We start from the raw sequence: 18,751 nt of genomic DNA, 5'->3' as shown, positions 1-18,751 counted from the left end.
GATCAGATGCCCACCGACAAAACCGGAGCCACCGCCACCGTCACCGACAATCCCGCCGCCCAGCGCTACGAGATCGCGACCGACGATCAGACCGCCGGTTTCACCCAGTACCGCGATCGCACCGCGCCGGACGGCAGCGCCGAGCGGATCTTCTTCCACACCGAGGTCGCCGAGGAGTTCGGTGGGCGTGGTCTGGGCACGATCCTGGTGCAGGAGGCACTCGACGACACCCGCAGCAACGGCCGGATCATCGTCGGGGTTTGCCCACTGGTCGCGGCGTTTCTCACCAAACACCCGGACTATGCCGAGGCCGCCCATCCGGTCACGCCCGAGGTGCTGGCCTGGCTCAAGAAGGCTCTCAACAACTGAGCGGTCGCCGCGAACTCTTGGCAGAGTGAGCACATGACCGCACCGCCACCCGCCGAACGCGAGATCCTCACCTGGGAACTCAACGGACAGGCCTGCCGTGAGCTGGCACGACTCGTTCTCGACGACGGTTTCGTCCCGGACATCATTCTGGGGATCGCCCGCGGCGGCCTCATCCCCGCCGGCGCCCTGGCCTACGCCCTCGACTGCAAGCGGCTCATCTCGCTCAACGTGGCGTTCTACACCGGTGTCGGGGAGACGCTGGCCGAACCGGTGATGCTGCCGTCGCTACTCGAATCCAGTGGGCTCATCGATCAGCGGGTGCTGGTGGTCGACGACGTCGCCGACTCCGGCAAGACACTGAAACTCGTCGACGACTACTGCGAGCAACAGGGACGAGTCGCCGAGGTCCGCAACGCGGTGATCTACCAGAAGCCGCACACCATCACCGCCCCCGACTACTGCTGGCGGACCACCGACAAGTGGATCAACTTTCCGTGGTCGACGGAGTGATCGCCCGGTAGAGCTGCCACCCCCAGGGACCGAGCGACACGCGGAGCCGATCATCACGTGGCCGGAGCACCTCACCGGTCAGCGGGTTCTCCCACTGCGCTTCGATCGGGGCGGCCAACGTTCCCGAAGCCACGTCGTCGCCGACGTTGACCGCGACCACCCAGTGCCCCGGGCCGCTGCGCGACCACGCCACCACATCGCCGTCGCTCGCACACCGCCGCCACTCCCCCGCCCGGAACGTCTCGTCGGCCAGCGCCCCGAGCAACGCCCGATAGAACACCGCACGGTCGGCGTCGACGGGTTCGTCGGGAAAGCGTCTCAGCTGCACCGGGACCCGGATGCGGCGACCCTCGATCTGGCCGTGGTGGATCAGACGCGCACCGATCTGGGTCAGCGTGACGACCGCAGCCAGCCGGTCCCGCTCGCCGAATACCCTCGATGCCCGCGGCTCGTCGTGATTCTCGATGAACCGCAACAGCTTTCGCTGCGCAGAGGCATCCTCCGGGAGCCGCGCCCACAACACCGACGGTTCGTGGACCAGTGTGTCGTAGAGCGATTTGTCATAGCAGTGGTCGAAACCCTGTGCGGCGAGCGCCGACTCGGTGTCCCAGTACGCCTCGGCGATGAACCGGAACTCCGGGTGATCGGCGCGCACTGCGGCGATCACCCGCGGCCAGAACTCGTCGGCCGGCCGCGGTCCCGCCCGATCACCCCAGGTGCGGGCGAACACGTCGTTCATCATCAGCATCGCCATGTCGCACCGCACGCCGTCGCACCGCGTCGCGATGGCCCGCACGGCGTCGATCGTGAGCTCCCGCAGCACCGGACTGAAGGCGTTGACCTGCACGGTGTCTTGCCACGCCGGGAAGTACGGGTCGCGCCCGTTGGCCAGCACGGCGTCGCCGACAGCGACGAACGAATCACCATGCTGCGCCAGGTCGTCGGCGCTGCCGGTGATGAACGCCGTCGGATCGGCGGTCCAGGAATGATCCGGCGCAACATGATTGGGCACATAGTCGAGGATCAGCCCGATGCCGCGGCGCGCCAACTCCGCCCGCGCCACGGCAAGCCCGTCGGGGCCGCCAAGATGTTCGTCGACGACATAGTCGGCCACACTGTAGGGCGAGCCGACGACGTCGTCGGGCGTGAACCCGGCCAAACTGTCGGCGAACCACTCCATCAGGGCCGCATCGGCCAGCGCGATCTCGACACCGACCACGCTGCGCCGCCACACCCCCATCATCCAGACCGCGTCGAACCCCAACGTGGCCAACCGATCCCACTCGATGCCGGGCACCGAGCCGAGGTCCACGTCCCGACCCTCGCGCGTCGACAGCTCGGTGAGCCACGGCCAGGTGTTGATCTCGTAGATGAGCGGCGACGGCGGCAGCCGTCGACCGGGCCGGGCGGTCACCGCGTCGATCCGTGCCGCCACACGAGCATGCCTCGCGAGCGCACGGTCACCGCGCCGGCCTCGGCGACCTCGTCGGCGACGCCGGCGGCCTCGGCCGGATACCGCCGTGCCACCGGTCCGGCTGTCACCCCGTGCGCGATCACGCTGAGGAAGACGGTCGTGCCGATCGCGGCGACCGCGGTCTGCGCCGTCGACCCGGCCAGCGCCTCCACGCCGAGCAACCCGAACACCACCGACGCGAGTCCGCGCGGACCGAACCAGCCGACGATCGCCACGTCCCGCGCGGACAGTCCGGACCCGAGCAACGACAACACCACCGGCACCATCCGGAACACCGTCAGACTCAGCACCGCATACGCGAGCATGAGCAGCAGATCACCGGCCTCGACGACCTGCAGCACCAGCGGGATGAGCGCGGCACCGAACAGGAACCAGACCATCAGGGCCAGCAGCTCGCCGCCGAGCTCGGGCAGCACCTCCAGGGCGGTCCCGTCGCTGTCGTCGATGGCCTTGTCGGACTCCTCGGACCCACTGGAAATCGGTCGGCGCACGATATAGCCGAACGTCATGCCCGCCACGAACGCCGCGATGAACCCGTTGCCCTCCACCGCGAGCGCCAGCAGAAACACCCCGATCGCGACCGCGAGGGTGGCGATCCGGCGGGTGGAGGCCGACGAGAGTCCTTGCCTCGCCGACATGTTGATCGCCCACGCCGACACCGCGCCGACCACGACGCCGATCGCCACTCCGAGCAGCAACTCGACGCCCGCGTCGCCGACGGTGACGTGTTCCCCCGAACTCAGGCCCATCGATGTCCCGGCGAGCGCGATCGCCAGGGTCACCACCGGTGTCGCGATGCCGTCATTGAGTCCACTCTCCACGTTGAGGGCCAGCCGCAACCGCTGCGGGATCCGCTCGTCGTTGATCAGCTGCACGCTCAGCGCAGCGTCGGTCGGCGCGAGTGACGCACCCACGAACAGCGCGAGCGCCCAACCGATGCCGCCGAAGCACCAGTACGCGCCGAGCGTGCCCAACAGCATGGTCAGCGGCAGGCCGATCAACAGCAGCCGGGCCGGCACCCGTACCGCTTTTCGTAGTCCCCCGACGTCGACCCGGGACGCGTCGGTGAACAGGACGAGTGCGAGGGTGAGCTCGGCGAGCCTATGCACCAACGATGTGTCGACGTCGACGTCGAGCACACCCCACGTCGGATTGGCCAGCACGTACCCGGCGACGACGAACAGCAGCGGGCCGGTGACATCGTGGCGGGAGAGCAGTTGCGACGTGATCGCCCACAGCAGGATCAGCAGGCAGAGTACGGCGAGAACGGCGTCGGTCATCGTGGCTCGCCCATTCGGGTCATGAGAGGAGATTATTCAGCAATGACAAACGGCCCGCTCCCCATTGGGGAACGGGCCGTCCGCATGTATTGCGTTGGGAGAGTGCCTTACTTGGCCTTCTCCATCACCTCGACGAGGCGCCAGTGCTTGGTCGCCGACAGCGGGCGGGTCTCCATGATCCGCACGCGGTCGCCGATACCGGCGATCTCCTGCTCGTCATGGGCCTTGACCTTGCTCGTGGTCCGGATGATCTTGCCGTAGAGCGCGTGGCGCTTACGATCTTCCAGCTCGACCACGATGGTCTTGGTCATCTTGTCGCTCACGACGTAGCCGATCCGCTCTTTGCGGCTGGCACGTGCCTGCGTTGTCGTCACTTCTTGGTCCTCACTCATGCGTCATCACCTTCCGGTCCCGACGCCAGACCAAGCTCACGCTCGCGCATCACGGTGTAGATCCGGGCGATCTCGCGACGCACGGTCCGCAGGCGACGGTTGTTGTCGAGCTGGCCGGTGGCCATCTGGAAGCGAAGGTTGAACAGCTCTTCCTTCGACTCCTTCAGGCGATCGACCAGATCGGTGTCGTTGAGATCGCGCAGTTCGGACGCAGCAACTCCGAGTCCCATCAGAACTGCTCCTCTCTGGTCACGATTCGGGTCTTGATCGGGAGCTTGTGCTGCGCACGGCGCAGGGCCTCGCGAGCAATCTCCTCACTGGGGTAGGTCATCTCGAACAGCACGCGACCCGGCTTGACCGGGGCGACCCACCATTCCGGCGAACCCTTACCGGAACCCATGCGGGTTTCGGCAGGCTTCTTGGTCAGCGGACGGTCCGGGAAGATGTTGATCCACACCTTGCCGCCACGCTTGATGTGCCGGTTGATGGCGATACGAGCGGACTCGATCTGACGGTTGGTGATGTAGGCGCTCTCCAGAGCCTGGATGCCGAAATCACCGAACGTGACCTTGGTGCCGCCCGTGGCCTGACCCTTCAGGCTGGGGTGGTGCTGCTTGCGGTGCTTGACCCGACGGGGGATCAGCATGGATCAGCCCTCCTTCTCTGTGCTACCCGCAGCCGCAGTCGCTTCCGAAGCCGGAGCATCAGCGGCACGACCCGCATCGGTGCTCGTGGCGGTGGTGCCCGAGGCACCGCTGCGACGCGGACGGCTGGGACGGCGCGGACGACGGTCCTCGGCGGCCGGCGCAGCTGCGGTCAGCTCGCGACGTCCACCGACGATGTCACCCTTGTAGATCCACACCTTCACACCGATCCGGCCGAAGGTGGTCTTGGCTTCATAGAGTCCGTAGTCGATGTCGGCGCGCAGCGTATGCAGCGGCACGCGTCCCTCGCGGTAGAACTCACTGCGGCTCATTTCTGCACCGCCGAGGCGACCCGAGCACTGGACCCGGATGCCCTTCACGTTCGGCTGACGCATCGCCGACTGGATGGCCTTACGCATCGCGCGGCGGAACGCCACGCGGTTGCTCAGCTGCTCGGCGACACCCTGCGCGACGAGCTGCGCATCCGACTCGGGGTTCTTGACCTCGAGGATGTTCAGCTGCACCTGCTTGGCGGTCAGCTTCTCCAGGTCGCCACGGATCCGGTCGGCCTCGGCGCCACGGCGACCGATGACGATGCCCGGACGGGCGGTGTGGATGTCGACGCGAACCCGATCCCGGGTGCGCTCGATCTCCACCTTGGAGATGCCGGCCCGCTCGAGCCCCTGCGAGAGGAGCTTGCGGATGGCGACGTCTTCCTTCACGTAGTCCGCGTACTGCTTGTCGGCGTACCACCGCGAGTTCCATCCCGTGGTGATGCCCAGACGGAAGCCGTGCGGGTTGATTTTCTGTCCCACTACTGGGCTCCCTTCTTCGGCTGACGCGAACGCGCACGGCCGGCCGGTGCCTTTTCGGGCAGGCTCTCGACGACGACGGTGATGTGGCTGGTGCGCTTGCGGATGCGGAACGCGCGGCCCTGTGCACGCGGCTGGAACCGCTTCAGGGTTGCGCCCTCATCGGCGAATGCGGTGTGCACGACCAGGGTCCGACGATCCAGTCCCAGGTTGTTCTCCGCGTTGGCGACAGCGCTGGCCAACACCTTGTACACGGGCTCGGACGCCGACTGCGGGGCGAACCGCAGGATGTCCAGGGCCTCGTCGACGTTCTTGCCGCGGATCAGTGCGATCACACGACGCGCCTTCATCGGCGTCACGCTCACGTGCTTGGCGGTGGCCTTCGCCGTGGGATTCTCGGTCTGCGTAGTCATTAGCGGCGCTTCGCTTTCCGGTCATCCTTGATGTGACCCTTGAAGGTGCGGGTGGGGGCGAACTCGCCCAGCTTGTGCCCGACCATGTTGTCCGAGATGAACACCGGGACATGCTTGCGGCCGTCGTGGACGGCGAAGGTGTGTCCGATGAAATCCGGGATGATGGTCGAACGGCGCGACCAGGTCTTGATGACCTGCTTCGTGCCCTTCTCGTTCTGAACATCGACCTTCTTCAGAAGGTGGTCGTCGACGAACGGGCCTTTCTTGAGGCTGCGTGGCATTCTTCTACCTCCTCCTGTTTCTTATCGCTTGTTCTTGCCGGTACGACGGCGGCGGACGATCAGCTTGTCGCTGGACTTGTTCTTACGGGTGCGGCCCTCAGGCTGACCCCACGGGCTGACCGGGTGGCGACCACCGGAGGTCTTGCCCTCACCACCACCATGCGGGTGGTCGACCGGGTTCATCACGACACCGCGGACGGTCGGGCGCTTGCCCTTCCAGCGCATACGGCCAGCCTTGCCCCAGTTGATGTTGCTCTGCTCGGCGTTGCCGACCTCGCCGACAGTGGCGCGGCAGCGCACGTCGACGCGACGGATCTCACCGGACGGCATACGCAGGGTCGCGTAGGCGCCCTCCTTGCCGAGCAGCTGGATCGAGGCGCCGGCCGAGCGGGCCATCTTGGCGCCGCCACCCGGACGCAGCTCGACGGCGTGCACCTGGGTACCGGTCGGGATGTTGCGCAGCGGCAGGTTGTTTCCCGGCTTGATGTCGGCGGTCGCGCCGCTCTCCACCACGTCGCCCTGGTTCAGACCCTTGGGGGCGATGATGTAGCGCTTCTCGCCGTCCACGTAGTGCAGCAGCGCGATACGCGCGGTGCGGTTGGGGTCGTACTCGATGTGCGCGACCTTGGCGTTGATGCCGTCCTTGTCGTTGCGACGGAAATCGATCAGCCGGTAGGCGCGCTTGTGACCGCCACCCTTGTGACGGGTGGTGATCCGACCGTGCGCATTGCGGCCACCGCGGCCGTGCAGCGGACGAACGAGCGACTTCTCCGGATGGTCACGGGTGACCTCGGCGAAATCGGCGCCGCTGGCACCACGACGACCCGGGGTCGTCGGCTTGTACTTACGAATTGCCATGTCTCTAGTCCCTCAACTCTCGAGTCCCGGTCAGCTGACCGGTCCCCCGAAGATCTCGATGGGCTTGCTGTCGGCGGCCAGCGTCACGATCGCGCGCTTGGTCGACTTGCGCTGGCCGTAGCCGAAGCGCGTGCGCTTGCGCTTGCCCTGACGGTTGGCGGTGTTGACGCTGGTGACGGTGACGTCGAAGATCTTCTCGACCGCGATCTTGATCTGCGTCTTGTTCGAGTCCGGGTGCACGAGGAACGTGTACACGTTGTCCTCGATGAGCCCGTAGCTCTTCTCCGAGATCACCGGCGCCAGGATGATGTCGCGCGGGTCAGCATGGGTAGCCATACTCACGCCTCCTTCTGGTTTTGCGAGATGAACGCGTTGAGCGTCTCGACGCTGAACACGATCTCGTCGGAATCCAGGACGTCGTAGGTGTTCAGCTGATCCGGCGCGATCGGGAGCACGTTGTCCAGATTCGCGACGCTCTTCCATGCGGCGACGTCCTCACGGCCGAGCACCACCAGGAACTTGCGACGATCACTCAGCGCCTCGAGGAACACCCGAGCCGACTTGGTCGACGGGGTCTGCCCGGCCACCAGTTCGGTGATCACGTGGATGCGCTCGTTGCGCGCCCGGTCGGAGAGGGCTCCGCGCAGGGCGGCGGCCTTCATCTTCTTGGGGGTGCGCTGGCTGTAATCACGCGGCTGCGGACCGTGGACGACGCCACCACCGGCGAACTGCGGTGCGCGGGTCGAACCCTGGCGGGCGCGGCCGGTGCCCTTCTGGCGGTACGGCTTGGCGCCGCCACCGCTGACCTGAGCGCGCGTCTTGGTCGCGTGAGTGCCCTGGCGGGCCGCGGCCTGCTGTGCGACGACGACCTGGTGCATCAGTGCGATGTTGGCCGGTGCGTCGAACAGTGCGGCGGGCAGATCAACGGTGCCGTTGGTCGAGCCGTCGGCCGCCTTCACGTCGAGCGTCAACTTGGTTGTTGTTGCGTCGGTGCTCACTTCGCACCACCCTTCACTGCGTCGCGGATCACCACGATGCCGCCCTTGCGGCCGGGGATCGCGCCCTTGATCAACAGCAGACCGGCGTCGGCGTCGACCTTGTGCACGGTCAGATTCTGCGTGGTCACGTTGTCGTTACCCATCCGGCCGGCCATGCGCATGCCCTTGAACACGCGACCCGGGGTGGCGCAGCCACCGATCGAGCCGGGTGCGCGGTGCACGCGGTGCACGCCGTGGCTGGCGCCCAGACCGGCGAAGCCGTGGCGCTTCATGACGCCGGCGAAGCCCTTGCCCTTGGAGGTACCGGTCACGTCGACCTTGGTGCCGGTCTCGAAGATCTCGGCGGTCAGCTCCTGGCCGATCTCGAGCTCGGAGACGTCCGCGATGCGGATCTCGGCGAGGTGACGACGCGGGGTGGTCCCGGCCTTGGCGTACTGCCCGGCGACCGGCTGGGAGACCTTGCGCGGGTCGATGGCGCCGTAGGCGAGCTGCACGGCGGTGTAGCCGTCGCGGTCCGCGGTACGGAGCTGGGTGATGACGTTCGGTCCGGCCTGGATGACAGTCACCGGAACGACACGGTTGTTCTCGTCGAAGACCTGGGTCATGCCGAGCTTGGTGCCCAGGATGCCCTTGGTCGCGCTTTGATTACTCATGATTTCTTCTCGCCCCCCCGCCTACTGGATGTTGACGTCGACGCTGGCCGGCAGGTCGATGCGCATGAGCGCGTCAACCGTCTTCGGCGTCGGGTCGAGGATGTCGATGAGTCGCTTGTGAGTGCGCATCTCGAAGTGTTCGCGGCTGTCCTTGTACTTATGCGGCGAACGGATGACGCAATACACGTTCTTTTCAGTGGGCAACGGCACCGGGCCGACCACACGTGCCCCGGTACGGGTCACGGTTTCCACGATCTTGCGCGCCGAAGCGTCGATCGCCTCGTGGTCGTAGGCCTTGAGCCTGATGCGGATCTTCTGTCCCGCCACGCTGTGTCCTCTTCCGTCAGTTGTTCTCGACAGACAAACACCGCGTGACCACTTGGTTCCCCCGGCGAGGGGCCGGCTCGATGGCCGGTGGGCACATGACCACCCGTGTGAGATACGGGGATCGACGCTGTTCATCTATCGTTGTACGTTGGCTCGCGTCAGACGCGAACCCGTTGTGCTCCGGCACCCGCGGTCGGGCGTGTCGTGCCATAACCTCTGTGCCAGCGTGGCTGGTCCAGCGCATGAGTTACACGCCCAGCTCCGGTTTTCGGAAGCCTGAGAGTCATTCACCCGATCGGAGGCCGCAGAAAAACCCGCGTCCACCGGTCAAGGCAACCCGACAAGTATGCACCAGGTCGGGGGGTGGATTCAAATCCGACCCTGATCGGACCGCTTCCGGACGGCCGTTCCCGGTCACGACGAGGCCACCGATCGGCGATTCGGCGCGCGTCGACGGCGCCTGCGTCTTAGTCTCGCCCCAGGGACCCGAATCCGGCTCGCCAGCCCCGAGCCGACACCGAAGGCCTGCCCATGAGCACGGTTGTTCCACCAGACGCCGCCCACGACATCGACGACGCGGACGGTCCGATCCCCACACCGCGCGTCGACCGGACCGCGACAACCATCCGCAGACCGCGGCCGAGCAACGTCACCCTCAAGGTCACCATGGCGCTGACCGGAACGGTCTTTGCCCTGTTCGTGCTGGTCCACATGATCGGCAACCTCAAGGTCTACACCGGGGCCGAACATTTCGACGCGTACGCCCACTGGCTGCGCACCCTGCTCGAACCCCTGCTCCCCTACGAGGGCATGCTGTGGATCTTCCGCACCGTGCTACTGCTGTGCCTGCTCGCCCATGTCGCTGCGTCGTTCCTGCTGATCGGCCGGGCGCACCGGGCCAAAGGGCGGTATCGACGCAAGGGCATGAGCTGGAGACGGCTGCCCGCGACATTGATGCCCTACACCGGCATCGTCCTGCTGGTCTTCATCGTGTTCCACATCCTCGACCTGACCACCGGCACCCGGCCCGTCGCCAGCGACGAGTTCATCTCCACCACCGAGCAGAGTTCGCACGCCTACCACAACCTGGTGGAGAGCTTTCAGCGCTGGCCGGTGGCCCTGTTCTACGTCGTGGTGATGGTGCTGCTCGGCATCCATCTGGTGCACGGGCTGTGGAGCGTGGTCAACGACCTCGGTGCCACCGGTCATCGGGTGCGGCAGGCCGGTGCGGCGATCGCCTTCCTGCTGGCAGCGGCGGTGATGATCGGCAACATCACCATCCCGATCGCGGTCCTGACCGGGGTGGTGAGCTGAGATGACCCACGCCCGCCCGACCTCCCGGCACATTGACGACCTGCGGTCCGTCGGCCACGACCTCACCTCGGGTCTGACCGACGGCGACCCGGCGACCGCCTGGCAGCGACGACGCGACTCGTACAAACTCGTGGGTCCGCTCAACCGGCGCAAGTTCAGCGTCATCGTCGTCGGTACCGGGCTCGCCGGCGCCGGCTGCGCCGCCGCGCTCGGTGAACTCGGCTACCACGTGCATTCCTTCACCTTTCACGACGCCCCGCGCCGCGCCCACAGCGTCGCCGCGCAGGGCGGCATCAACTCCGCCCGCGCCCGCAAGGTCGACAACGACTCCATCCACCGGTTCGTCGTGGACACCGTCAAGGGCGGCGACTTCCGCGGCCGCGAGGCCGACGCGTTCCGGCTCGCCGAGGAATCGATCCGCGTCATCGACCATCTCAACGCGATCGGCGCGCCGTTCGCCCGCGAGTACGGCGGCGCACTGGCCACCCGCAGCTTCGGCGGCGTACAGGTGTCGCGCACCTACTACACCCGCGGCCAGACCGGTCAGCAGTTGCAGGTCGCGGCGTCGCAGGCGCTGTTGCGGCAGGTCGCCGCGGGTACCGTCACCCTGCACACGCGCCACGAGATGCTCGACCTCATCGTCGCCGACGGCCGCGCGCAGGGCATCGTCGCGCGTGACCTGGTGACCGGTGCGATCACCGCGCAGACCGCCCACGCGGTGGTGCTGGCGACCGGCGGCTACGGCACCGTCTACTACCAGTCGACGCTGGCCCGCAACTGCAACGCCACCGCATCGTGGCGGGCGCATCGGCGCGGGGCATATTTCGCCTCGCCGTCGTTCGTGCAGTTCCATCCGACGGCCCTGCCGGTCAGCGCTCCGTGGCAGTCGAAGACGACGCTGATGAGCGAGTCGCTGCGCAACGACGGCCGGATCTGGGTGCCGCGCACTGCCGGTGACGACCGGCCGCCCCGCGACATCCCGGAGGCCGACCGCGACTACTACCTGGAACGCAAGTACCCCACCTACGGCAACCTCACCCCGCGCGATGTCGCGTCGCGTGCCGCCCGCGAACAGATCGAGACCGGTCACGGCGTCGGACCCCTGCACAACAGCGTCTACCTCGACTTCGCCGACGCGCTCGGCCGACTCGGGAAGGCCACCATCGCCGAGCGCTACGGCAACCTCTTCTCGATGTACCACGACGCGACCGGCGAGGACCCGTACGAGGTGCCGATGCGAATCGCGCCGGCCGCGCATTTCACCATGGGCGGCCTGTGGTGCGACTACGACCAGATGACGTCGATCCCCGGGTTGTTCGTCGGTGGCGAGGTGGGCTGGGGTTATCACGGCGCCAACCGGCTGGGCGCCAACTCATTGCTCTCGGCCTGCGTCGACGGCTGGTTCACCCTCCCCTACTCGGTCCCCGACTATCTGGCCGGCCACCTCGGCGAACCGGCACTCGCGCAGGACGATCCGGCGGTGACCGCCGCCGCGTCCGCGGTGTCCGACCGCATCGCCCGGCTGACCTCGATCGGCGGCACCCAGGGGCCGGCCACCTTCCACCGACGGCTCGGCGAGATCCTCTACCGGGGTTGCGGGGTATCCCGCAGCGTCGAGTCGCTGTCGGAGGCCATCGACGACATCCGTGTGCTCACCGCCGAGTTCTGGTCGGATCTGCGGGTGACCGGCACCGCCGGATCGTTCAACCAGGAACTCGAACACGCCGGACGGGTCGCCGACTTCCTCGAACTCGCCGAACTGATGTGCATCGACGCGCTCGACCGTGACGAATCGTGCGGCGCGCACTTCCGCGTCGACCACCAGACGAACAACGGTGAGGCACTACGCGACGACGACCACTGGTGTTTCGCGTCGGCCTGGGAGACCACGCCCGATGGGCGGCAGGTGCGCCATCGGGAGCCGCTGTCGTTCACCGCGGCCCCGTTGCAGACCCGGAACTACCAGTAGGGGTGGAGAGAATGCGCATCACGATCGAGGCGTGGCGGCAACCGAACCATGACGCGGACGGGCATTTCGAGACCTACGTCGTCGACGACGCCACCGCCGAGATGTCGCTGCTCGAGGTGCTCGACCGGCTCAACGAGGACCTTGTCGCCCAGGGTGTCGAACCGATCGCCTTCGACTCCGATTGCCGCGAGGGGGTGTGCGGCGCCTGCGGGATGATGGTCAACGATCGGCCGCACGGTCCGACGCCGAACACGCCGTCGTGCCGGCAGCATCTGCGGCATTTCCCGCCGAACACCACGACCCTGAAGCTGGAACCGTTGCGCGCCAAGTCTTTTCCGGTGGTGCGGGATCTGGTGGTGGATCGCAGCGCGCTCGACCGGGTGATCGAGGCGGGTGGGCACGTCGCGATCAACGCGGGGCAGGCGACCGATGCCGACGGCACCCTGACCCCACACGACACCAGCGAGCAGTCCCTCGACTACGCCGCCTGCATCGGCTGCGGCGCATGTGTCGCCGCCTGTCCCAACGGCGCGGCCCACCTGTTCGCCGGCGCGAAACTGCTGCATCTGGCGGCCACCACCTACGGCCGCCAGGAACGCGGCCGCCGTGCCCGGGCCATCACCGGCCAGATGGAACAGGATTTCGGGCCATGCTCCACCTACGGGGAGTGCGCGGACGTGTGCCCGGCCGGCATCGAACTCAACGCGGTAGCCGCGGTGAACCGGGAGGCGATGCGGTTCGGCTTCCGGCGTAAGCCAGACTGAACCACGATGAACGTCGACGGCCGGGAAGTACCCGTTTCGGGGAGCCTGCTGCAGCCGTTGACCCACCGCACCAACGACATCGTCCGCCTGGTGCTCGCTGCCGCGGTACTCATCGTCGTCGTCGCGAGTTCACTGATCACCCGCGACACCTGGGTGGAACTCGAGCAGTCCATCTCCGACATCGTCGGGGTGCTGACGCCCACGCAGGCCAACATCGTCTATCTGATCTACGGCCTGGCCATCCTGGTGTTGCCGTTCGTGATCCTCGTGAGTCTGCTGGCGGCACGACAGTGGCGCATGCTCTGGGCCTACGGTGCCGCGGCCGCGATCAGCTTCCTCGTCCTGTCGATCAGCGAGAACGGTATCGCCGCCCCCAGCTGGCACTTCAACGGACAGCGCCTCGACTCGCTGCTCTCCCAGTTCCTCGACGACCCCCGCTGGATCGGGATGCTCGCCGCGACGCTCACGGTGTCGGGCCCCTGGCTCCCGGCGAATCGGCGACGTCGCTGGTGGGTGCTGCTGCTGGCGTTCGTACCCATCCATCTCGTGGTCAGCGCCGTCGTGCCGGCCCGCACCATCCTCGGGCTGGCCACCGGCTGGTTCATCGGCGCACTGGTGGTGTGGGTGGTCGGCACCCCTGCCCTCGTCGTGCCACTCGACGCGGCGGTCCGCGCGTTGGGTCGACGCGGGATCGTCGTCGACTCCCTGAGTGTGGTCCGCCCCGCCGGGCCCGGCCCACTGGCCCTCGCCGCCGTCACACATCCGCCCGACCTCGGGGGCGACAGCGGCCGCGCAGTCATCGACCTCTACGGCCCGAATCAGCGCAGCGGCGGCGCGCTGCGGCAGTTCTGGCGCAAGGTGCGGCTGCGGTCCGAGGAGACCGCGCCGCTGCAGCTCTCGGTGCATCGGCTGGTCGAGCATCGCGGTCTGATGACGATCACGGTCGGCGAGATGGACCTGGCCAACTGCCGGACTTTGGCGGTGGCCCCCCTGGACCGCGGCTGGATCATGTACGCCCGCACCCTCACCGACGGGACTCCGATCGACGATGCCACCACCGCCCATGACGTCTGGGCAGCGTTGCGCAGTCTGCATGCCCAGGGCGTCTCCCACGGTGATCTACGTGCATCGCAGATCACCCACGACGACGCGGGCGCGGTCCGCTTCGGCGGCTTCGGTTTCGCCGAGTTCGGCGCCACCGAGGTGGCGATGCAGTCCGACATGGCGCAACTGCTCGCCACGACGACCGACATCTTCGGCGCGGAGGCCGCGGTGGCCGGCGCGATCACCGCATTCGGCGAGGACGCGGTACTGCATGCGTCCCGGCGGTTGACCGCGTCCGCTGTGCCGAAGCGCGTTCGGGACACCCTCGACGAGCCCAAACACGTACTCGCGTCGGCGCGCGACGAGATCCGCACGGCCACGGGCGCCGACGAGATCACCGCCGAGACCGTCACCCGGTTCACCCGCGGCCAGGTCATCCAGCTCGTGCTGCTCGTCGCCCTCGTCTACGTCGCCTACCCGTTCATCAGCACGGTGCCGACCTTCTTCAGCGAACTGGCCACCGTCGACTGGGCCTGGGCGTTCGTCGGATTGGGCGCATCGCTGCTCACCTATCTCGGCGCGGCGGCGGCACTGTGGGCCTGCGCCGACGCACTGACGTCCTTCACCAAGCTGACCATCATGCAGTTCGCGAACACGTTCGCCGCCACCACCACCCCGGCCGGGGTCGGCGGCCTCGCGCTGAGCGCCCGCTTCCTGCAGAAGGCGGGACTCGGTGGCCTGCGCGCGACGACGGCTGTCGCCTTGCAGCAGACGATGCAGGTGATCGTTCATGTGGTGCTGCTGATCGTGTTCACCCTGCTGGCCGGGGCGTCGACGAATCTGTCCCACTTCGTGCCCTCGGCCACGGTCCTGTACTTCATCGCCGGCACCCTGCTGGGCGTCGTCGGCATCTTCCTGTTCGTCCCCACGCTGCGGCGTTGGCTGGCCACCGCCGTCCGGCCCAAGCTGGCCGAGGTGCTGACCGACCTGGTCGCGGTGGCCCGCGAACCCCGCCGACTCGCCACCATCACGCTCGGCTGCGCCGCCACCACCCTCGGGGCCGCGCTGGCGTTGTGGGCGAGTGTGCTCGCCTTCGACGGCAGCGTCTCGTTCGTGACCGTCACCGTCGTGACGATGATCGGCGGCACCCTGGCCTCGGCGGCACCCACTCCGGGCGGGGTCGGCGCGGTGGAGGCCGCGTTGATCGGCGGTCTGGCCGCGTTCGGTGTCCCGACCGCCGTCGCCGTGCCCGCGGTCCTGCTCTACCGCATCCTCACGTGCTGGCTGCCGGTCCTCATCGGCTGGCCGGTGATGGGGTGGTTGACCCGCAACGACATGATCTGACCCGTCACCACACCCCGATCACCTTCATCCACGCACCGCCGACGACGGTCCAGATCGCGATGATCACGATCGACATGATGAAGCCGACCCGGAACCATTCCGAGGTCTTGATGTAGCCGGAGCCGTACATCACCGCGGCCGGCCCCGACGAGTAGTGCGCGAGACCGCCGAACAGGCTGCCGATGAAACCGAAGACCAGCGCCGCGAACATCGGCGGTGCGCCGGTGGCGACGGCTGCGCCGAGGAACACCGCGTACATCGCGACGATCTGCGCGGTGTTCGACGCGAACAGATAGTGCACGTAGAAGTAGACGAGGGTGAGGATCGCGAACGCCGCAATCCAGGGCAGGCCGTCGACGCTGCTCGCGACCTTGTCGCCGATCCAGTCGATGACCCCGAGCTGTTTGAGTTCGTCGGCCATCGCCACCAGCACTCCGAAGAACACCAGCGTCTGCCAGGCACCCTTGTCGCTGACCAGGTTGCTCCAGGTGAGGACCCCGGTCACCAGCAGGATGGCGATACCGAGGAACGCGGTGGCGGTGGCGTCGACGTTGAGCTGGTCGGACAGGCACCACAGGACCAGCAGCAGGACGAATGTGCCGGCCATGATCCACTCGTGGACCGACATCTTGCCGGCCTCGCGGAGTTGGGCGCGGGCGAGGTCGGGGGCCTCCGGGGTCTTGCGCACGGTCGGCGGATACAGCTTCTGCATCACCCACGGCACCACGATCAGGCTCACCAGTCCGGGCACGATCGCCGCGAGTGCCCATTTACCCCAGCTGATGTCGATGCCCTGTTTGGCGGCCGCATCCTGGGCGAGGGGGTTGCCGGCCATCGCGGTGATGAACATCGCCGAGGTGATCACGTTGACCTGCAGAGCGGTCAACAGCAGGTACGCGCCCAGCTTCTTCCGTGACTCGTCGCTGTCGGCGCGGGAATCCTCGAGTTCGGCCAGCGACCGGATGATCGGATAGACGACACCACCGGCGCGCGCGGTGTTCGACGGGGTGGCCGGCGCCAGGATGAGGTCGGTGACCGCCATGCCGTAGGACAGGCCGAGACTCGACTTCCCGATCGCCCGCACGAACACCAGGGCGATCCGACGGCCCAGCCCGGTCACGATGAAGCCCTCGGCGATGAAGAACGACGCGACAATCAGCCACACCGTCTTGTTGGCGAACCCGGCGAGGGCGTCGTCCATCGCCATCGTCTTGGTGATCATCGCGATCGCGATCCCGACCAGCGCCACCGAACCGGTCGGCAACGGCTGCAGGATCAGCCCCAGGATCGTCGCGACGAAGATCCCCAGCATGTGCATGCCGTCGGGTTCGACCCCGTCGGGCACTGGCAAGAAGTAGACGATGACCCCCACCACGATGGGGATGGCCGCCTTGTACCAGATCGGTGTGAAGTGGAAGTGCGGATGCTCGTGTGCCCGGACGACATTCGTATCACTGGTCGGGTCCGGTCGCGAGGACGTCATGGTTCTCATGATCGCCACGGACTCCGACATCAGCAGCGCGTTCGACGAACCGTTACCCGCGGGTCATCGTTTCCTCACGAACGACCATAACTTACCGCATAGTAAGGTATCGGGATGAGTGCCACCTATGCCCTCCGTCGTCGACTCCCCGACAATCTGTTGGGCCACGCCCTGTTCTCCCTCGGCATGGTCGCCCGCGTGCCCTACTTCGGCACGGTATTGCCCGTCGTCCAGGAGATGCGCCCCGGTTTCTGCCGCGTCAGCGCACCCAATTGGTTCGGCGTACACAACCACCTGGGTACCTTTCACGCGATCGCGGCGTGCAACCTCGCGGAAGCGTCGATGGGCATGCTGATGGAGGCCACCACGCCCGACACCCACCGGTGGATTCCCAAGGCGATGACCACCCGGTACCTGGCCAAGGCGACGACCCGGCTGACCGCCGAGGCTGTGCTCGCCGAACCGGTCGACTTCGCGTCGCTGACCGAGGGCACCGACCTCGTGGTGAATGTCCGGGTGCTCGACACCCACGGCACCGAGGTGGTGCACTGCGACATCACCACCTGGGTGACGCCGCGGTAGCCGCTAGCCGTAGCAGGCCTTCGCTCCTCGCGTCCGCACCACGTCGGCGTCGCAGTAGGTCGCCCGCGGGAACCCGGCTCCCATACTCACCGCCGGATTGGTGCCCCGCGCCTGCGACGCCATCACGCTGCGCGGATAGTACGACCCGTTCGGCAGCATCTCGCGATAGACGAGCACATGCTGCGGCACCGCGGTGCTGCCCCACGGGATGATCGTCACTCCGGGGCGCGCCGCGGCACGGGCCTCGGCGGGGGCGGCGACCACGTAGGTGTAGTACCCGTCGGAGTCCAGCCGGGTCCGATGGTCGGGCGCGCAGTAGGTCACCGGATACGGCGGCACCCGGTCGTTGGTACACATCGACCAGTAGCGCACATCCTTACCCATCCCGAAGCTCGGCGCCTTGCCCCGGATCACCACGACCCGGCCCGGCCGGTAGGACACGATGGCCCCGAGGTAGCGGCCCTCGCCGTTGGCCAGCAGCCCGTCGGTGGTGGCGGGATTCACGAAGCGGGCCTCCGGGATGGTCCCCGGGAATGCCGCGTTGGCAGCGCCGATCAGTGGCACCGTCACGCCTGCGGTCACGAGGCCACCCAGGAGGCCGGTACTGGCATACGAGTCCGCACACGGCTGCAGTGTCGTCGACCCGCCGCCGACATGGAAGGTCACCGTCGGCAGCGGCGCACCACCGTTGGGCGAGAACGGATCAGTCGGGACATAGACCCGCTGGATCAGCAGTCCCACTGCGGGCGCGGCGATCTCGTTGCGTGCCGGATCTGCGCGCCGGTTGTCGCGCACCACCCGCATCGTCCACCGGCGACCCGGTCCGGAGCCCTCGCCCGAGTACGGGTTACGACTACCCGCGTCGGGATGAATCTGGGTGTCGTGCAACCAGTTCGCCGCGGTGAAGTTCAGCCCATAGCTGTTGATGGAGAAATACCGGGCCGCCGGATAGGTGCCGTGCAGTTCGATCCAGTCGCCGGACCCGAGGGTGTACGGCTGCACCCAGTAGGTCGCGTTGGTCTCCGGGAAACCGAGATTGAGTTCCCCTGGTTTGTTGCGCATCTCCCATGCGCACGCCGGCGACGGCGCGGTCCCCTGCGGAGCGGCGTCCGCGGGCGCGGTCAGCACACCCCCTACGACGACCCCGACAACCAGGCTGACCAGAATCCGGATGAAACGCGTGTGCACCATCGCCGCGACCCCTTCCCTCGACCCGGAAATAATAGGCGCACCCACCGTC

The 18,751-nt window shown here is 67.3% G+C and carries 22 protein-coding genes; 7 read left to right on the top strand and 15 right to left on the bottom strand.

Going from position 1 to position 18,751, the window contains the following annotated elements; translation table 11 throughout:
- Positions 1-6: 6 nt before the first annotated feature.
- Both AAFP30_RS17375 and AAFP30_RS17370 read left to right on the top strand, forming a co-directional pair.
- On the top strand, positions 7-369 hold the full coding sequence (locus tag AAFP30_RS17375; RefSeq protein ID WP_419231216.1) for a GNAT family N-acetyltransferase: 363 nt from the start codon (positions 7-9) through the stop codon (positions 367-369).
- A gap of 33 nt (positions 370-402) precedes the next feature.
- A complete protein-coding gene (locus tag AAFP30_RS17370) occupies positions 403-879 on the top strand; it encodes a phosphoribosyltransferase (RefSeq protein ID WP_419231215.1) in 477 nt (158 codons plus the stop codon).
- Here AAFP30_RS17370 and AAFP30_RS17365 read toward each other — a convergent pair.
- From AAFP30_RS17365 to rpsJ, 13 genes are all read right to left on the bottom strand, one after another.
- Complete coding sequence (locus AAFP30_RS17365) at positions 854-2,314, bottom strand: alpha-amylase family glycosyl hydrolase (RefSeq protein WP_419231214.1); 1,461 nt, start codon at positions 2,312-2,314, stop codon at positions 854-856. The genes AAFP30_RS17370 and AAFP30_RS17365 overlap by 26 nt on opposite strands.
- Complete coding sequence (locus AAFP30_RS17360) at positions 2,290-3,633, bottom strand: cation:proton antiporter (protein WP_419231213.1); 1,344 nt, start codon at positions 3,631-3,633, stop codon at positions 2,290-2,292. The genes AAFP30_RS17365 and AAFP30_RS17360 overlap by 25 nt, the downstream gene beginning before the upstream one ends.
- A 107-nt stretch (positions 3,634-3,740) precedes the next feature.
- Complete coding sequence (gene rpsQ, locus AAFP30_RS17355; RefSeq protein ID WP_419231212.1) at positions 3,741-4,025, bottom strand: 30S ribosomal protein S17; 285 nt, start codon at positions 4,023-4,025, stop codon at positions 3,741-3,743.
- Positions 4,022-4,255: a 50S ribosomal protein L29 gene (gene rpmC, locus AAFP30_RS17350; protein WP_419231211.1), complete on the bottom strand. Its 234-nt coding sequence runs from the start codon at positions 4,253-4,255 to the stop codon at positions 4,022-4,024. Before rpmC ends, rpsQ begins: the two co-directional genes overlap by 4 nt.
- Complete coding sequence (rplP, locus tag AAFP30_RS17345) at positions 4,255-4,671, bottom strand: 50S ribosomal protein L16 (protein ID WP_419231210.1); 417 nt, start codon at positions 4,669-4,671, stop codon at positions 4,255-4,257. Before rplP ends, rpmC begins: the two co-directional genes overlap by 1 nt.
- A gap of 3 nt (positions 4,672-4,674) precedes the next feature.
- On the bottom strand, positions 4,675-5,484 hold the full coding sequence (gene rpsC / locus AAFP30_RS17340; RefSeq protein ID WP_419231209.1) for a 30S ribosomal protein S3: 810 nt from the start codon (positions 5,482-5,484) through the stop codon (positions 4,675-4,677).
- A complete protein-coding gene (gene rplV / locus AAFP30_RS17335; protein ID WP_419231208.1) occupies positions 5,484-5,894 on the bottom strand; it encodes a 50S ribosomal protein L22 in 411 nt (136 codons plus the stop codon). The genes rpsC and rplV overlap by 1 nt, the downstream gene beginning before the upstream one ends.
- On the bottom strand, positions 5,894-6,175 hold the full coding sequence (rpsS, locus tag AAFP30_RS17330) for a 30S ribosomal protein S19 (RefSeq protein ID WP_348805557.1): 282 nt from the start codon (positions 6,173-6,175) through the stop codon (positions 5,894-5,896). The genes rplV and rpsS overlap by 1 nt, the downstream gene beginning before the upstream one ends.
- A gap of 21 nt (positions 6,176-6,196) precedes the next feature.
- Positions 6,197-7,033, bottom strand: coding sequence for a 50S ribosomal protein L2 (gene rplB / locus AAFP30_RS17325; protein WP_419231207.1), 837 nt, complete (start codon positions 7,031-7,033; stop codon positions 6,197-6,199).
- Positions 7,034-7,063: 30 nt separating this feature from the next.
- Positions 7,064-7,369 (bottom strand): 50S ribosomal protein L23, encoded by a 306-nt coding sequence (rplW, locus tag AAFP30_RS17320; RefSeq protein ID WP_419231206.1) that lies wholly within the window; start codon positions 7,367-7,369, stop codon positions 7,064-7,066.
- A gap of 2 nt (positions 7,370-7,371) precedes the next feature.
- On the bottom strand, positions 7,372-8,031 hold the full coding sequence (gene rplD, locus AAFP30_RS17315; RefSeq protein WP_419231205.1) for a 50S ribosomal protein L4: 660 nt from the start codon (positions 8,029-8,031) through the stop codon (positions 7,372-7,374).
- On the bottom strand, positions 8,028-8,684 hold the full coding sequence (gene rplC, locus AAFP30_RS17310; RefSeq protein WP_419231204.1) for a 50S ribosomal protein L3: 657 nt from the start codon (positions 8,682-8,684) through the stop codon (positions 8,028-8,030). Before rplC ends, rplD begins: the two co-directional genes overlap by 4 nt.
- A 21-nt stretch (positions 8,685-8,705) precedes the next feature.
- Entirely contained in the window at positions 8,706-9,011 is a 306-nt protein-coding gene (gene rpsJ / locus AAFP30_RS17305; protein WP_003938093.1) for a 30S ribosomal protein S10, read from the bottom strand.
- 531 nt (positions 9,012-9,542) lie between these two features.
- Here rpsJ and AAFP30_RS17300 point away from each other — a divergent pair.
- Genes AAFP30_RS17300 through AAFP30_RS17285 form a run of 4 tightly spaced genes read left to right on the top strand, consistent with a single transcriptional unit; the run spans position 9,543 to position 15,446 of the window.
- Entirely contained in the window at positions 9,543-10,325 is a 783-nt protein-coding gene (locus AAFP30_RS17300) for a succinate dehydrogenase cytochrome b subunit (RefSeq protein ID WP_419231203.1), read from the top strand.
- Between the two features lies 1 nt (position 10,326).
- On the top strand, positions 10,327-12,294 hold the full coding sequence (locus AAFP30_RS17295; RefSeq protein ID WP_419231202.1) for a fumarate reductase/succinate dehydrogenase flavoprotein subunit: 1,968 nt from the start codon (positions 10,327-10,329) through the stop codon (positions 12,292-12,294).
- Positions 12,295-12,305: 11 nt separating this feature from the next.
- Positions 12,306-13,058 carry a succinate dehydrogenase/fumarate reductase iron-sulfur subunit gene (locus AAFP30_RS17290; protein WP_419231201.1) on the top strand — a complete coding sequence of 251 codons (753 nt, stop codon included), beginning with the start codon at positions 12,306-12,308 and terminating at the stop codon, positions 13,056-13,058.
- Positions 13,059-13,064: 6 nt separating this feature from the next.
- Positions 13,065-15,446 carry a lysylphosphatidylglycerol synthase domain-containing protein gene (locus AAFP30_RS17285; protein ID WP_419231200.1) on the top strand — a complete coding sequence of 794 codons (2,382 nt, stop codon included), beginning with the start codon at positions 13,065-13,067 and terminating at the stop codon, positions 15,444-15,446.
- Between the two features lie 4 nt (positions 15,447-15,450).
- On the opposite strand, the gene AAFP30_RS17280 is transcribed toward AAFP30_RS17285, so the two are convergent.
- Entirely contained in the window at positions 15,451-16,929 is a 1,479-nt protein-coding gene (locus tag AAFP30_RS17280; protein WP_419231199.1) for an anion permease, read from the bottom strand.
- Between the two features lie 114 nt (positions 16,930-17,043).
- On the opposite strand from AAFP30_RS17280, the gene AAFP30_RS17275 reads away from it, so the two are divergent.
- The gene (locus AAFP30_RS17275) at positions 17,044-17,511 is read left to right on the top strand and encodes a hotdog fold domain-containing protein (RefSeq protein WP_419231198.1); all 468 of its coding nucleotides are present in this window, start codon (positions 17,044-17,046) and stop codon (positions 17,509-17,511) included.
- A 3-nt stretch (positions 17,512-17,514) separates the two neighbouring features.
- Here the strand turns inward: AAFP30_RS17275 and AAFP30_RS17270 are convergent, their stop codons facing one another.
- The gene (locus AAFP30_RS17270) at positions 17,515-18,702 is read right to left on the bottom strand and encodes a hypothetical protein (RefSeq protein ID WP_419231197.1); all 1,188 of its coding nucleotides are present in this window, start codon (positions 18,700-18,702) and stop codon (positions 17,515-17,517) included.
- Positions 18,703-18,751: the final 49 nt, after the last annotated feature.

The organism is Gordonia sp. CPCC 205515 (assembly GCF_048537925.1).
In the GTDB taxonomy this organism is placed as follows: domain Bacteria; phylum Actinomycetota; class Actinomycetes; order Mycobacteriales; family Mycobacteriaceae; genus Gordonia.
Note: the sequence above shows the minus strand (reverse complement) of the source record. Positions and strands in the feature narration are given on the sequence as shown.